Genomic DNA, 15,481 nt, shown 5'->3' with positions numbered 1-15,481 from the left:
GGTATATTGGAATCCTATGCTATAATTTAAAAGAAGATGTGAGGTGAAGAAATGGAACTAAAAGGAAAACGTGTTTTAACGATAGTGAGTGCCGATTACGATGATTTAGAATTGTGGTATCCCATTATTCGCTTGCGAGAGGCAGGTGCAATTGTTGATATTGCAGCAGAGTTGAAAGATGCTCCTTATAAAGGGAAGTATGGACTTACAGTCACCAGTACTCATGCTTTTGATGAGGTCGATATCAGTCAATATGATGGACTGATGGTCCCTGGTGGATGGGCTCCGGATTATCTGCGCCGTATCGATGCGGTATTGGATTTCGTGCGTTACATGGACGAACACGACCGTGTAATTGGGCAAATCTGTCATGCAGGTTGGGTACTTTCATCGGCAGGTATCTTAAAGGGTCGTAAAGTGACGAGTACACCGGGAATAAAACATGATCTCATGTATGCAGGTGCAGAGTGGGTGAATGAAGCCGCGATTGCAGATGGCAACATTATTTCGGGACGACGTCCACCCGATTTGCATGAATATTTACCACTTGTTATTTCCGCACTCAAAGAACGTTAAAAAAACGCGAATGCAGCTTGTTAATTTAAACAGCATGCATTCGCGTTTTCTTTTCTTTTATTCAGTTTCGTGTGCTTTTAAGACGGCACCAAGTAAGTTGGAGTTTGTTAAGAACTCACATCGTACCAAGCGGGTTGTACACGCTGGTTGTCCAAATACAAGGGCTGAGTAGTGGTCAAATACCGCTTGAATACGGGGTACCAAACTATCGTCTTGCGTTACACCACCACCAATACAGATAACATCGGGATTGAATACGGAAACAAGTTGCACCAAAGCGATGACAATATAGTTGACCCAAGCATTCATAACTTCAATTGCAACGGGATCGTCTGCATGAAATTTGTCAAACACCTCACGTGCTGATTTCACATCAGCATTTGCACGTTCATTGTATTGATAAATAAGACCGGATGCAGAGCACAACTGTGCACCAACTTTAATTGAACCATCGGCCATCATAATGGGTGTCCGCGAAAGTTCTCCTCCGTAACCATCGATGCCATTAATGATTTCGCCATTATAAATAAGGCTACCACCGATGCCAGTACCAATGATATATGCGATTGAACTCTTTGTTCCACGTGCTGCACCCATACTGTATTCAGCATAGCCAGCAGCTTTTGCATCATTTACGGTTGTAACACGCATATTCGTACGCTTGCTAACTTCCTCATTCACATTTGTTTCAAACATAATTGCAACCTTAGCTGCAGCAATGGATGTTACCGTTGAATCATCCGCAATGACTCCGGGTGCAGAGATGGCAATTTCTTTGATGCCAGACAAATCACCCATTTCCTCAACCAAAGCATCGTAGAATGCTTTAGCAGAAGTAACTTCAAATGTATCAATAGTCCACTCTTTAACAACTTTCAAATCTGCATTTACGTGGGCATATTTAATTGTTGAACCCCCAATATCGATACCGAGATACATGTTATTCTCCTATGAATTTTACGCACACAACTTCAGGTGCGAAAATACCTTTCTCTAATAATGATAATAAACCGGTTGCTTCATCACGTGCAAACAGTGTTAAGTTATCGGTCATTAAATTGGCTACTACCATGAATTTTTGATCAGGACTTATTGCAAAATCGCGGGGATGTTCGCCTTCTGTGGAAACAGTTTCCAAGAATGTCAGTGTGAAGTCATCGTTGACTGCGAAGACTGCAATGGAATCATGACCACGATTGGATGCATAGACATAGCGCCCATCATCGCTTATGCGAATCGCTGCACCACCACTTTTGCCATCAAATCCTTCAGGAAGTGTTGAAATAGCTTGTAACAATACAAGATCAAACTCATCATCGCGAACAACTTCAATCGTGTTATTCAATTCACCAAATACATATAAAATAGGTGCAGTCGGATGGAATGCAATATGACGTGGTCCCATTCCTGGTGTTGTTTTGTATGTTGCGATTTCATTCATGAGTTGGTATTTGTGAACCGTGTCCGTACCCAAGTCACATACAAAGACGTTATCAGTTTTAGGATCAAAATCAATAAAATGAGCATGTGATCCCGTTTTGTATTCAATAACTTTATCTTTCTTGCGATTGCGTGTGACTGTTACCGAACCATCATGATAGTTTGCTTCATAAATTGAAGCTTCGGCGGGGTGATAGCTCACATAGCAGGGTTGGACACCTTCATCAACACGTGTGTAATCGAGTGTCGCTTTCCCGTCTTTGTAGTCCCAAACAGCAATACCGCCAAGTTTATCATCTTGGTAGACGCTGTAAAGTGTTTGTGTACTCTCATCAAAATCCAAGTAAGTTGCATTTTGAACCTTTGTGACAAGGTCCAAATTTTTCAATGTTTTTGTTGTCGGATCAAGATCTATGGAATAGATTCCCTCACTGATACGACGTGTGTAAGTTCCCAGTAATATTTTTTGCATGGTAGTTCCTCCTCAATTAATAATAGCACAATCCCACGGTAATTTATTTCATCGAAAGTATAAATGTAAGCGTTTCATGAAAAAAACACCCTGTTTCGCTAAATTCATTGTAACTTATTTAATTTGTAGGTACAATATTATCAAATAAGGAGGAAATATCATGAGTAAAAAAGTTAAAATTGTTACGATTGGTGGTGGTTCAAGCTATACCCCAGAATTGATGGAAGGGTTCATCAACCGTAAAGATAAATTAGATATTAGTGAACTGTGGTTAGTTGACGTTGAAGAAGGTCGTGAGAAACTTGAAATTGTTGGTGCTATGGCTCAACGTATGGTTAAAGCTGCTGGACTTGACTGGAAGGTATTCCTCACCACAGACCGTCGCGAGGCATTAAAAGATGCGGATTTTGTTACAACACAATTCCGAGTTGGTCAGTTGAATGCACGTGTTAAAGATGAAAGAATTCCTGGGAAATATGGACTTTTAGGACAAGAGACCAATGGAGCAGGTGGAATCTTTAAAGCATTCCGTACAATTCCGGTAATTTTAGATATTATTAAAGATATGGAAGAATTGGCTCCCAATGCATGGCTTATCGACTTCACAAACCCAGCAGGTATGGTTACCGAAGCTGCGATTAAAGTGGGTGGATGGAAACGAACCATTGGACTTTGCAATATTCCGGTAGGGGCAACAAAATCAAACCATGAAGCAATGGGATATGATAAAGAAGCCAATGTTCTATTCGAAAAATTTGCAGGATTAAACCACTTCCACTGGCACCGTGTATGGGATAAAGATGGATCAGAAGTTACTGATAAACTGATTGATACCTTGTATGATCCAAACAGTGAGTATGTAAAAGCACAACGTTCCGAAGTTGCAAACATTGCGCCGATCGATTACACCTACGAACAACTTAAGGATTTAGGCATGTTACCATGTCCTTACCACCGTTACTACTATGTAGAACGTGAGATGCTTGAAGAAAACCAACAAAACTGGAAAGAACACAAATCACGTGCTGAAACAGTTAAAGCAACAGAAGAAGAACTCTTTGAACTTTACAAAGACCCAGCATTGGATTACAAACCAGAACAACTTACAAAACGTGGGGGTGCACACTACTCCGATGCAGCATGTGAAATCATTTCATCCATTCATAATGATTCCCGTACTGTCATGACTGTAAGTACACAAAACAACGGAACCATTACGGATTTACCATACGACTGTGTCGTTGAGGTAACATCTGTCATTACATCACACGGTGCAGAACCATTTAATTGGGGAACTTTCCCACCTGCTGCACGTGGACAATTACAATTGATGAAAGCAATGGAAGAAGTCGTTATTGATGCTGCTGTTACTGGTAGTTACAATACAGCAATCCAAGCGTTCACAATCAACCCACTTGTACAAAGTGGAACATATACAAAAGACTTGTTGAATGAAATGCTTGTTGCTCATAAAGAACATCTTCCTCAATTTGCAGATGTAATTGCAAAACTTGAAGCTGGAGGCGTTACATATATTCCGCAATAATTATGATACAGTAGGTGTAATGCCTACTGTTTTATTTAGAAAGGATGTAATTATGAAAGTATTTGTTGCTGATTTGGATGGTACACTGCTCAACGAAATGCATGAATTGCCCAAAGAAACGGAAGACCTTGTACACTTAGTGCGATCAAAAGGATACCACTTTGGAATTGCAACGGGTCGGCCGTACAGTTCTGCTGTCTCAACAATTCCGCATCTCAAGACGCTTTTTGATTTTGCGGTCTTTGAAAATGGCGGCGAAGTGCACGACTACCGCACAGGAGAAATACACAACCAGTTTCCTCTCTCAGGAGAAAAGGTCAAAGAAATCATAAAAATCGGTCGTCATTGTAATGGTAATGCAATTCTTACCCAAGGTGAGATCATGTATGTTGATAAGTTAGACGCCTATACAGATATCGTTAGTGCATTTATGGATGTCAGAAAGGTCGATATGTTGGAAGTTGTGAAAGAGATTCACCCCAAAATTATCTTCAGTGGCACACCTGAGATATTGGAGTGCATTGCTGAGTACGACCGTGAGCACCCAGATCCTAGTTATCAAGTATTCAAATCACAAGTCGATCTGATCGAATTCATGGACCCACGCGTTAATAAATGCGTTGGTATAGAGTGGTATTTGAATCGTCATGGTATAAGCTTGCAAGAAGTTATGTCATTTGGTGATAATGATAATGACATTTCGATGGTTGCAGGAACGGGTATGGGTGTTGCCATGAAGAACGCAACAGCCAATGTTAAAGCCGTTGCGGATTACGTTACGGATACAAACGGAAATAATGGTGTTTATAAGTTTATTGTCGAGTTTATGTCGCGATAAACACATACCTTTAATAGAGTTGGACATTCCTGTCTGACTCTTTTTTATCAACAACCCGCGACTTTCGTGAATTTCGTGATTGTTTTCACGTAATTGTTAAAAATGATAAATAATTTGCTAGAAAATGATGAAATTCAGTTCGAATACCGTAAATAAGTACGCACCCGTTTCCTTCACTTGCGATAATAACCTGAGGAGGAAATTATATGAAGAAATTATGGTTAGTTTTACTGATTGGAATGCTTGTTCTCACAGGCTGTGGGAAGAAGGAAGAGCCCAAAGAAGATCCAGATGCAAACTCAACAGCATCTGTGTCAAGTGAAGGTACTGCATTTGAGGATTTAGAAGACGAATATGACATTATCATTGTTGGTGCCGGTGGAGCAGGTCTTGCGGCTGCAATCCAAGCACATGATCAAGGTGCGAAAGTTGTCGTCTTTGAAAAGACACCGATTATTGGTGGTAATACATTGAAGTCATCCGGAGGGATGAATGCTTCAGAAACTAAATTTCAAAAAGAACAGGGCATTGAAGATTCAAATGATACATTCTACGATGATACACTAAAGGGTGGTAAAGAAATGAACGATCCTGAGTTACTACGCTATTTCGTTGATAACTCTGCTGGTGCTATTGATTGGTTAGACTCTATGGGAATTACATTGAATAATATCTCATTCAGTGGTGGTGCATCGGTTAAACGTATTCACCGACCAGCGGATGGTTCAGCGGTAGGTCCTTACTTAGTTGATGGATTGACACGTAATGTTAAAGAGAGAAACATCCCTCTATTCTTACAAGCCGATGTTAAAGAAGTCATTCAAAAAGACAATAAAGTTGATGGCGTAAAAGTTGTCTTCTATGGTGAGAAAGAACGCACAATTTCCGGTAAAGTTGTTATCTTAACTACGGGTGGATTTGGTGCCAACGAAGAGATGGTAACATCCTTACGTCCTGAACTTGCCAATTATGTTACTACAAATGCTGCGGGTACAACCGGAGATGGAATTGTGATGGCAGAGAAATTGGGTGCAGCTGTTGTGGATATGAAAGAAATTCAAATTCATCCAACCGTTGACCAAAAACATTCAATCCTACTAACAGAAGGACTTCGTGGTGATGGGGCTATCTTGGTAAACCAAGAAGGAAACCGTTTCTTTAATGAGCTATCAACACGCGATAAGGTGTCACAAGCAATTATTGATCTCCCTGAACACTATTCTTACCTCATTGCGGATGATGCACTCGCAAAACGTGTAACGCAAATGGAATACTATAAAGAGCAAGGCCTAGTTGAAGAGGGTGCAACAATTGCAGAATTAGCTGAGAAAATTGGTGTACCAGCTGCAAATCTTGAAGCAACACTCACAACATGGAATGCTGCTGTAGAGAGTGGTGTTGACACGGAATTCGGACGTGAAACAGGTATGGACTATAAACTCGATACTCCAAAGTACTACGCAATCAAAATCGCTCCAGGTATTCATCACACGATGGGTGGGGTTAAGATTAATACAAAGACAGAAGTCATTAATACAAAAGGTGACGTTATTCCAGGCCTTTATGCTGCTGGTGAACTAACGGGTGGACTCCATGGTGGAAATAGAATTGGTGGTAATGCTGTTGCAGATATCATCATCTTTGGCCGTCAAGCGGGACAACAAGCATCGGACTTCGTTAAATAAGCACAAAAAAACTCAAAATAAATTTTTTGAGTTTTTTTTATGGTAAAAGTGTGGAACTTTCGATACGCTCTTGATTATCTTCATACTCAAATGAAAAGACGAGAGCATAAATGAAGTCGAGAACTAACTGAATTGCTGTACGCGAAGAGAACGATGCCATCTTGGTGATGAGTTCTTCTTGTGGTGCAACATGTACTACTTCAGTTGCATAGTCGCAAAGAGGGTTGGTATTGGGTCCGGTAATTAGAATTATGGGTATATTTCGTTCTTTAAGAGATGCCATAATCCGAAGGTTATTGATTCCCGTACCGTAGTAAGAGATTACGAGTGCGATACTATCTTCAGGTTGTGTATGTGTCTTCATAAACTGAAACCCAACATTACTTTCAAAGTTACAGTCTTTTTCGATTCTAAAAAGCTTGTACTGGAAATCTTCGCAAAGTATTAAGGATTGCCCTGAACCATAGAGATAGAGATGAGGTGCCTCATATATCATTCGCGCAATTTGATTTAATTGTTGGAAGTTTAACGAGTTGTAGGTATCTTGCATGGATTGGTAGCTAAGATTTAAAATACTATCGATAATTTCGGTTGTTGTTTGATTTTTTTTGAAAGGGAGATCATCCCGAATGCGTCCTTCAATCCCGTGATGTGCATTCAATTCTTTCGCCAATTGTACTTTGAAATCACTGAAACCTTCTGTATCCATTTTACGACAATAGCGCGTAATGGTAGCAGGTGAGGTATAGGTCTTTTCAGCTAATTCTTGAATTGACATTGTTGTAACACTGTTCGCGTGTTCTAAAATATAGTGTGATATTTTTTGTTCCGTATCAGATAGCGTGGATAAATTTTTGATTCGATTGAATAAAAGCATAGTAGACCTCCATTTATTTACATTATACATTGTTTTAAACACATTTATTATGTATAATGATAAAGCAAATGGAGAATTGGCCGAGCGGCTTAAGGCACCATCTTGGAAAGGTGGCGAAGCGCAAGCTTCCGAGAGTTCGAATCTCTTGTTCTCCGCCATATGCAAATCAACCCACTTTCGAGTGGGTTTTCTTATATTTTTTAATGTTACACTAGACTTTAGCGCAACATTTTTCCGCTTGTTACAAAAACGACAAAGTTAAAACAACATCAACTAAAACGCGGAAATTTGGGTGTATGATGATATCAGTCATTAATCACAAGGGTCTCAAAACTGCCTTGGATGACACGCAATCTATTTCATCACACCCTTCTCTTAAAAACTAATTATGATTGCGGAACAAGACTTCGGTCTTGTTTTTTTTACAAGGAAGTTAAGAGTCGTGTTATAATGGGATTACTATGAGAGGTGCTGAAACTGATGAAGCGACGATCGAAGATACTTATTGTAATTACCTTTCTTTTGATTGCGATTGGTGGCTATGCGGTGTATTACGTAAATGACTATTACCGCGCTGAACCCTTTGTTCTAAGCGATAAAGTTGGGTTGATTGATGAGACTGACTTAACGTTGTTTGCAGACGGAGATAATGCATTGGTAGGATTCGTGTTGTATCCCGGGGCAAAGGTTGACCCGTATGCATACATCCCCCTAATGGAACCGTTGGCACAAGCGGGTTACACTGTCGTTATCGCCAAAATGCCCTTTAATCTTGCGGTGCTCGATTCGAATCGGATGGATTCAATTAAAACTGAACACTCTGAGGTAAAAACGTGGTATCTCATCGGACATTCTCTAGGTGGTGCGATGGCGGGTTCGTATGTTGCGAAGCATCCAACTGAGATTGCGGGACTGTTTCTACTCGGTGGCTACACGACCAGTGATATTCATGATTACAAAGGTATTGTAGCAACATTTACAGGAAGCGATGATATGGTTATGAGTCGTGAAAAATTTGAATCTAACCGGACAAATCTACCACAATCATTATGTGAGATAACAATTGAGGGTGGAAACCATGGTCAATTTGGAAATTATGGACATCAAGCTGGGGATGGTAATGCATCAATTTCGGCGAAACAACAGCAAAATATAGTTACTGATACAATGCTTTCGCTCATTAAAGGCGAAAACTGTCAGGGAGGACACCAATGATGAGAGCAATCGAAATCGCAACACAGGAACCAAGTAGTGCTCCGATATTTATTCTTTTGATAGGTGGTTTAATTGGGTTGGCAAGCTTGTGGCTTGTAAAACGAAGCCAGGAATCAAAGAAATCTGATGAGTCAAATCGCAAATGAACATGCCTTCAGGCATGTTTTTTTCATTTATGAATGAAATTTACTTCGATACGTTTACATAATATTATTAAGGAATCATTAATAATACAGGGATTATAGGGCGTAAATAGAACATAACATTACATTTACATGAACTTCTTCAAGTCAACCATTGTTTACGCTAATACTTCATGATATGTTCAAATGACATGAAGATGCACGAAGGGAAAGTATGAAAAGAATATGGACGAGATTATGTGTTGTTGGATTGGTTTTGGTGGCAGTAGTGACACCGATCAGTGCGACATCTGGAAAATTAAAAAGTGCAAGCATCACCAATTGTAGAGGTGAAACGTTTGGACATCAAGGTGATGGTCACTGGCATTACGCAGCACAGCATGATTCGGGATGGTACCGAGTGGGGTAGCCTTGGTTATGATAATCCTTGTGCGGTAACCGAACAGGCATTGCCAAGTACAGGTGAATCGTATGGTGCTTATGAAGCGGCAGGTCCAACGGCTGCTAAACTGGAACAAGCCGCTAAAGAATCTGAAGAGCTTGCTAAAGAAATTGAAGCTGCCGAATTGCAAGCTGCCAGAGAGAAAGCAGAAGCAGAAAAAGCGGCCGCTGATGAAAAAGTTCGCTTGGAGAACACAGCCATTGAGATCGCGCGATTGAATGATATTTCCCTAATTATTGGTAGATCTGTCGTGATTAATCCTGAGGATGCTTTGAACTTTACGAGCATAACCAAGAACAGTGGTGCAAAAGCGTCAGTTGAAGGTCTCGATGCATTAATGCCATTCGTTGACAATGATGTTTCAGTTAAGGTTATTTCAGAGGATCAATCAAAAGAGATGGTACATGTTTACACAGTGTTTGTACTTGGAGATAATGACACCCTGTTGAACCGATCGCTAGCTCTTGAATCAACCCTTGTGAGTGAAGAAACAGAAATAACCTTGCAAGATGGTGTTGTAAATATCCCGTATGACAAAGATGTTCCGTTGGAACGGAGCATTGGTTATCGCATCGTCATAAATGGTAAAACACTAGAGTTTGACAATGGATTTACAATAACACCTATAGAGAGTGAAATGGGTGTAACCCATGAACTGAACTTTGAAATCAAAGGGAATAAGTACAAAATTCCTGTCAAAGCAACCAAAGTGGAGCCAAGCAATGCATCAATGCTGGTAGGTTTTGGGGTTATTGCCCTTACTGGTGGTGGTGTTTATCTCTATAAGAAGAAAGAGGCACATGCAAAATTATAAAAAGAGGGTTACGACAACTGTGTCGTAACCCTTTGGCATTATAATGTTGATGTCAGTGAAATAAAGTCATCGATGCGTTTTGCTACAACATCAAGACTGGATTCCCAGAATGCTTGTGAAGTAACATCGATGCCTGCCATTGCAGCGACATCTTCACAACTTGCGGTGGTAGTTGCTTTGAGAAGTGCTTGATATTTCGGTACAAAAGATGCACCCTCTGCTTGGAATTTTCCATAGAGTCCCAGTGCGAAGAGGCCACCAAACGCATACGGGAAGTTGTAATAGCTGAGTCCACCACTGTAATAGTGTCCTTTGTTGAGCCACATGTATGGATGAAGTACGTTTGCATCAAGACCGTCACCATAGGTAGCTAATTGTGCGTCAATCATGATTTGTTTTAAATCATTTACATAAAGAAATTCGTGTTTGCGACGTTCAAAGACTTCAGTTTCGAATTTATAGCGGGATAAGATGTCGACGGTAATTTGCGCCAAGTCAGAGATTGAGTTTTCAATTAAGACAAGTTTTTCCTCATCACTTGCGGTTTTTAAAGCGGCGTTCAGAACGACATTCTCGCAGAATGTTGATGCTGTCTCAGCGACAGGCATCGTGTAATCGGTATTCAGTATCGAGAGGTCTTCAATCATCATTCCATGATACGCATGTCCAAGTTCGTGGGCAATGGTTACAATGTCTGAGATTGAACCATCAAAGTTAGTTAAGACGCGGCTTTGTTTAATTTGCGGTTGGTTAGAACAAAATGCTCCTGAACGTTTTCCTTCTCGAGGTAGAAAATCAATCCATCGATCATCGTAAGCGCGCTTTGCCATATCAGCGAGGTCATTGGAGAAGTCACTGAAGCTCTCAATTATCATCTCGCGTGATTCTTCAACTGAGTATGTTTTGGGGTTTGCGGTTTCAAATGGTGCGAAGAGATCATACCAAGGCAACCCATCTGCATGTCCAAATAATTTGGCTTTGTGTTTGAAGTACTTACGGAAAGTTGGTAGGTAAGCCTCAATTGCTCCCAACAATGCATCCAATGTCTTTTTGGACATTCTTGAGTCCATTAATGTCTTGTCAAGGGCACTTTCGTATCCGCGTAATGTGGACAAGATGTTAACTTCTCCCTTAATACTATTTAGTGCAAACGCAACGGCGTCATCAATCTTAGTATAAAGTTCAAGTTCTTTCTCATAAGCATCTTTACGTACGGTTGGATCGGAGCTGTACGCCAAGTTTCGAATGGATGAAAGTGTTTGCGTTTCGCCGTTCAAGTCGATCGTTGTGAGTGATGTTAAATGTCCTTGGAGCTTATTCCAGTTTGAGGAAGCATTGATACGCATTTTTGAAATGACATCTTCCACATCTTCACTTAAGTTAAATTCGCTTTGATCAATGATTTCTTGCAAGATGAATTCATGTTCCTTAATGAGGGGACTGTTTGCAACCCAAGCTGGAAAATCTGATTTGTGTTGTGCTAAGAACTGCTTGAATAATGCGTAAGGACGTGAGGTATTGCTCATCATACTTTGTAATAAGCCATACTTTGCACTGCTTACTTCATCAAGAGCATTTGTTGCCATGCTCAGTGAGACAAAACTTAATAACGACTGCGCAAGTGTGGTTAGTTTTGCTTCTTCTACCAACCATAATTCCAAATCTTGTGCAGTGGAAAGTGACTCTGCGCGAGCGTTCATATCCTTTATTGCAACTTCTAGAGCTGCTACATCATTGTCGAATGATGCATCATACCCTTTATATAAATCATCGAGTGACCATGTATACATAATATTCTCCCTGTTTCTATTTTCTATATGTAACAGTATATCACTAACAATGAAAGAAATTTCAACAATTTCATGAAAATGATTGTAAATGATATTTGACTGTGATATTGTTGCTTTAGAAAGGTTGGTGTTTACAATGACCAACATTTTAATAAGAACAAATAAGAGCTTTTTCTTTTTCTTTAGATAATCGGTTAATTTCGCCAACGAGATTAACCACTTTCTATTGGTTAAATCGACTTGGCTCATTCAGTATTTCCTTAGGATACAGCCTTGTCGAGACAAGGCTTTTTATTTGCAAGGAGGAAATTATGAAAAAAACAATTGTAGCGTTACTGGTGTTGTTGATGGTACTCACAGGATGTGGGTCAAACGGAAATGGGGATAAATTGAAGATTGGGGTCCTGCAGCTTGCAGAACACCCATCGTTGGATGCGACCTACAATGGGATGGTCGAGATGCTAAATGAATTAGTCGGTGAAGAGAATTATGTTGTTGATTTACAAAATGCGCAAGGGGATCTAACCAATGCGGATATGATGGCAAATAAATTTGTCAACGATAAAGTTGATGTAATCTACGCAATTGGAACCAACGCAGCTCAATCTGCATACAATGCCGCTGAGGCCGCTGGAATTCCAGTAGTTTTTAATGCAGTAACCGATCCTGTGGCAGCAGACCTTGTGGAAACGATGGAGAAACCCGGTCGCAATGTCACTGGTGTCAGTGATATCTCACCGGCAAAAAAACAATTAAGTATTGTTAAAGAGATTCTGCCAAATGCGAAGAAAATTGGCGTTGTTTATAATGTTGGTGAAGTGAATTCCATGGTTCAAATTGAAGTGTTACAATCGGTAGCTGGCGAACTGGGCTTGGAAATTGTTGTCAAAGGCGTATCCAATGTCCAAGATATCACATTAGCTGCGCAACAATTATCATCTGAAGTGGATGCTTTCTACAACATTACAGATAATATGGTTGTTGCTGCGATGGCATCCATTGTCGATGTTGCCAATACAGCTAAACTTCCTGTCTTCGCATCAGAAGATGGTCAATTTGACGAGGGGTTGCTAGCAACGGAATCATTAAGCTACCACGCTTTAGGGCGTGAAGCTGGAACGATTATAAATGATATTTTAAAAAATGGTAAGAAAGCAGCAGATATTCCAGTCGTAACATCCGATTCAACAGTCTTGTATGTAAATGAAGATGTTGCGAAAACATTGGGAATTGTATTGCCTGAAAGTGTGCTTTCACGAAAAGCTGAGCGCTAAGACTTGCGATTCGTCAAACCGTATGGTATTGTTCTTTCAACAGAGGTGCAAAAAATGATGCATAATCAACGATGGAGCAACAAGCGAATTGAATCTTAGGGTTACGATGTAGCCCTTTTCGCTTGGGCACACACTGCATTCATTGAACATTTTTCATGGAGACCGCGTATGACACGCGGTCTTTTTTTGTATTCTCTAGAAGGAGGTAGTCGTATGAAACGCTACATATTTATTATTTTTGCTTTATTGATAATCACAGGGTGTGCACCATCCTCACAGCAAAGTGTGGGGGTACTTCAGTTTGGTGACTTTGCATCACTAACAGATACGTATGAGGGGTTTGCCCAAGTGATGGCAGAGCACGACATTGCGGTTGTATATAAAAATGCCAATGCGGATGCTTCAACCCTCATGTTGAACGCACAAAGTCTTTCAGACAACCCTATAGACGGTGTGTTCGCAATAACAACGCAGGCGACACAAGCTGTGATTAATGTATTTGAAGGGCAGGACACACCCATTGTCTTTGGAGCAGTAAGTGATCCTGCATCACTGGGTATTGAATTGCAGACACTAGGTGGGGTGAGTGATGTCGCACCTTATCGTGAGCAATTTGCATTAATACAAACGTTGACACCTCAGGTGAAACGCATTGGAATGGTTTACCGTACTGGGGATGTCAATGGTGTGTACCAAATTGAACAAGTAAAGACGGCGTCAGAAAATAGCGGTTTTGAAATTGTCGAGCGTGGGGTAAATGATGCTCAAGAACTGGCGATTGCACTCCCATCTCTTGTGCGCGAAGTCGATGCAATCTATTTGATAACGGATGATCTCAATGTGTCCAATACTGCAATGATTGTTGATGGGGCTACAAAAGCTGAAATTCCAGTTTATGCAACCGAAGACGGACAATTTGAAGAGGGGATCCTTGCGAGTGTCTCGATTAGTTATACAGATTTGGGCCGTCAGGCTGGCGAAATGATGGTCAAGGCATTGAATGGGGAGCCGGTATCCATTGACTTACCGCGTAAAGTAGAAACAAAGATAAATGGTGAAGTTGCACAGATAATGAAACTGGAAGTTCCGGACGATCTGAAAACTTACATTGTTGAATGAAACTTTTTCAACAAAAATGTGTTTAGGGGTTGCATACCGTCAAAAGGTTTGCTATTGTAGTAACAGAAAGGTTGGGAACAACATATGAAAAATACAAACGTCATTTCAAGTCAAGCCCAACAATGGAGCTTCTATTATTTTAGTTAATTAGTTAATAGCCTGTGTGGATATTAGCTATTTTGTGTTACTAAAATCTACAGGGCTCGAATAATCTTACTTATTTCAATCATTACTTGAAGCCGTGTAGTTAGCGGCTTTTTTGTTGGTTTTAATATAAGGAGAGATAGATTATGAAAAAGACAATTGCAATCGTATTAATGATGGTACTGGTATTAACAGGGTGCGCATCGAAAGAGAAATCAGAGTTTACGGTCGGGGTATTGAATTGGGGCGAACATCCAGCACTCAATGCCTCGTTAGATGGAATGGTTAAGGGACTTGAAGAGGCAGGAGTTAGTGGTCGCATCAAGGTTGAGGTTAAGAACGCAAATGAAGATGCAAGCAATGCAACAATTATTGCGAGCCAATTTGTGAGTGAGAAAGTTGATTTAATCTACGCGATTGCAACGCCATCCGCTCAAATTGCGCTTACTGCTGTGGAGGGAACAAACATTCCTGTTATATTCAGTGCTGTATCAGACGCGAAAGCCGCGGGGCTTGTTGAGAACATTGCCAAACCAGAAGGAAACATAACGGGTGTTAGTGATTTACCGCCGTTGGAAAAACAAGTGAAACTGATGCAAGAAATGCTTCCCGAAATGAAAACGATTGGTATTCTATTTAATACCAGTGAGGTTAATAGCCAAAATCAAATTATAGAAGTTAAAGAAATTGCCCAAGGATTGGGATTGTCAGTTCTTGAAAAAGGTGTCAGCAATGCTAGTGAGATTGCCAGTGCTGCAACACAGGTTGCAACAGATTCCGATGCGTTGTTTATTGTGAATGATAACATGATTGCTACAGCTACAGGCCTTGTCGTTGAACAAGCATTGAAACAAAACAAACCGGTGTTTATGGCAGAGGATGGTCAATTTGATCAAGGAATCTTCGCGTCAGATTCGGTAAGCTACTTCAATCTTGGCAAGATTGCTGGCGTTATGATTAAGGAAATTCTAATTGATGGAAAAAATATTGCAGATATTCCCGTACAAACTTCGGATGATACGGAACTCTCAGTAAGTAAAGAAATGGCGGAGAAACTTGGAATTGAGATTCCGCAAAGTATTTTAGAAAGAGCGGCTGTGCGATAA

General features: G+C 40.4%; 15 protein-coding genes and 1 tRNA gene. 12 read left to right on the top strand and 4 right to left on the bottom strand.

The features are described 5' to 3' along the window. Window positions 1-51 precede the first annotated feature (51 nt). Window positions 52-576: a type 1 glutamine amidotransferase domain-containing protein gene (locus G7062_RS09690; protein WP_166065720.1), complete on the top strand. Its 525-nt coding sequence runs from the start codon at window positions 52-54 to the stop codon at window positions 574-576. Window positions 577-633: 57 nt separating this feature from the next. On the opposite strand, the gene G7062_RS09685 is transcribed toward G7062_RS09690, so the two are convergent. Together G7062_RS09685 and G7062_RS09680 are read right to left on the bottom strand one after the other, a co-directional pair. Further along, a complete protein-coding gene (locus G7062_RS09685; protein WP_166065719.1) occupies window positions 634-1,515 on the bottom strand; it encodes an ROK family protein in 882 nt (293 codons plus the stop codon). A 1-nt stretch (window position 1,516) separates the two neighbouring features. Next, window positions 1,517-2,488, bottom strand: coding sequence for a lactonase family protein (locus G7062_RS09680; protein ID WP_166065718.1), 972 nt, complete (start codon window positions 2,486-2,488; stop codon window positions 1,517-1,519). Between the two features lie 160 nt (window positions 2,489-2,648). Here G7062_RS09680 and G7062_RS09675 point away from each other — a divergent pair, with 160 nt between their 5' ends. The 3 genes from G7062_RS09675 to G7062_RS09665 all read left to right on the top strand — a co-directional run bounded on the left by G7062_RS09675 (window position 2,649) and on the right by G7062_RS09665 (window position 6,557). Beyond that, on the top strand, window positions 2,649-4,034 hold the full coding sequence (locus G7062_RS09675) for a 6-phospho-beta-glucosidase (RefSeq protein ID WP_166065717.1): 1,386 nt from the start codon (window positions 2,649-2,651) through the stop codon (window positions 4,032-4,034). Between the two features lie 52 nt (window positions 4,035-4,086). Next, the gene (locus G7062_RS09670) at window positions 4,087-4,872 is read left to right on the top strand and encodes a Cof-type HAD-IIB family hydrolase (protein WP_166065716.1); all 786 of its coding nucleotides are present in this window, start codon (window positions 4,087-4,089) and stop codon (window positions 4,870-4,872) included. Between the two features lie 206 nt (window positions 4,873-5,078). After that, entirely contained in the window at window positions 5,079-6,557 is a 1,479-nt protein-coding gene (locus tag G7062_RS09665; protein WP_166065715.1) for a flavocytochrome c, read from the top strand. A gap of 37 nt (window positions 6,558-6,594) precedes the next feature. Here G7062_RS09665 and G7062_RS09660 read toward each other — a convergent pair whose 3' ends face one another. After that, window positions 6,595-7,434, bottom strand: coding sequence for a MurR/RpiR family transcriptional regulator (locus G7062_RS09660; protein ID WP_166065714.1), 840 nt, complete (start codon window positions 7,432-7,434; stop codon window positions 6,595-6,597). A gap of 70 nt (window positions 7,435-7,504) precedes the next feature. Here G7062_RS09660 and G7062_RS09655 point away from each other — a divergent pair. The 5 genes from G7062_RS09655 to G7062_RS09635 all read left to right on the top strand — a co-directional run bounded on the left by G7062_RS09655 (window position 7,505) and on the right by G7062_RS09635 (window position 10,048). Then, window positions 7,505-7,592, top strand: a tRNA-Ser gene (locus G7062_RS09655). A 322-nt stretch (window positions 7,593-7,914) separates the two neighbouring features. Beyond that, window positions 7,915-8,649 carry an alpha/beta fold hydrolase gene (locus G7062_RS09650; protein ID WP_166065713.1) on the top strand — a complete coding sequence of 245 codons (735 nt, stop codon included), beginning with the start codon at window positions 7,915-7,917 and terminating at the stop codon, window positions 8,647-8,649. Further along, a complete protein-coding gene (locus G7062_RS09645) occupies window positions 8,646-8,795 on the top strand; it encodes a hypothetical protein (RefSeq protein ID WP_166065712.1) in 150 nt (49 codons plus the stop codon). The genes G7062_RS09650 and G7062_RS09645 overlap by 4 nt, the downstream gene beginning before the upstream one ends. 211 nt (window positions 8,796-9,006) lie before the next feature. Next, entirely contained in the window at window positions 9,007-9,201 is a 195-nt protein-coding gene (locus tag G7062_RS09640; RefSeq protein WP_166065711.1) for a hypothetical protein, read from the top strand. After that, a complete protein-coding gene (locus G7062_RS09635) occupies window positions 9,131-10,048 on the top strand; it encodes a hypothetical protein (RefSeq protein WP_166065710.1) in 918 nt (305 codons plus the stop codon). The genes G7062_RS09640 and G7062_RS09635 overlap by 71 nt, the downstream gene beginning before the upstream one ends. Before the next feature lie 38 nt (window positions 10,049-10,086). Here G7062_RS09635 and G7062_RS09630 read toward each other — a convergent pair whose 3' ends face one another. Further along, the gene (locus tag G7062_RS09630; RefSeq protein WP_371741426.1) at window positions 10,087-12,087 is read right to left on the bottom strand and encodes a M3 family oligoendopeptidase; all 2,001 of its coding nucleotides are present in this window, start codon (window positions 12,085-12,087) and stop codon (window positions 10,087-10,089) included. Window positions 12,088-12,149: 62 nt separating this feature from the next. Between G7062_RS09630 and G7062_RS09625 the strand changes: the two genes are divergently transcribed. From G7062_RS09625 to G7062_RS09615, 3 genes are all read left to right on the top strand, one after another. Next, entirely contained in the window at window positions 12,150-13,112 is a 963-nt protein-coding gene (locus tag G7062_RS09625; RefSeq protein WP_166065709.1) for an ABC transporter substrate-binding protein, read from the top strand. 213 nt (window positions 13,113-13,325) lie between these two features. Further along, window positions 13,326-14,231: an ABC transporter substrate-binding protein gene (locus G7062_RS09620; protein WP_166065708.1), complete on the top strand. Its 906-nt coding sequence runs from the start codon at window positions 13,326-13,328 to the stop codon at window positions 14,229-14,231. A gap of 290 nt (window positions 14,232-14,521) precedes the next feature. Then, complete coding sequence (locus G7062_RS09615) at window positions 14,522-15,481, top strand: ABC transporter substrate-binding protein (RefSeq protein WP_166065707.1); 960 nt, start codon at window positions 14,522-14,524, stop codon at window positions 15,479-15,481.

The sequence above is a fragment of the Erysipelothrix sp. HDW6C genome, assembly GCF_011299615.1.
In the GTDB taxonomy this organism is placed as follows: domain Bacteria; phylum Bacillota_I; class Bacilli_A; order Erysipelotrichales; family Erysipelotrichaceae; genus Erysipelothrix.
Note: the sequence above shows the minus strand (reverse complement) of the source record. Positions and strands in the feature narration are given on the sequence as shown.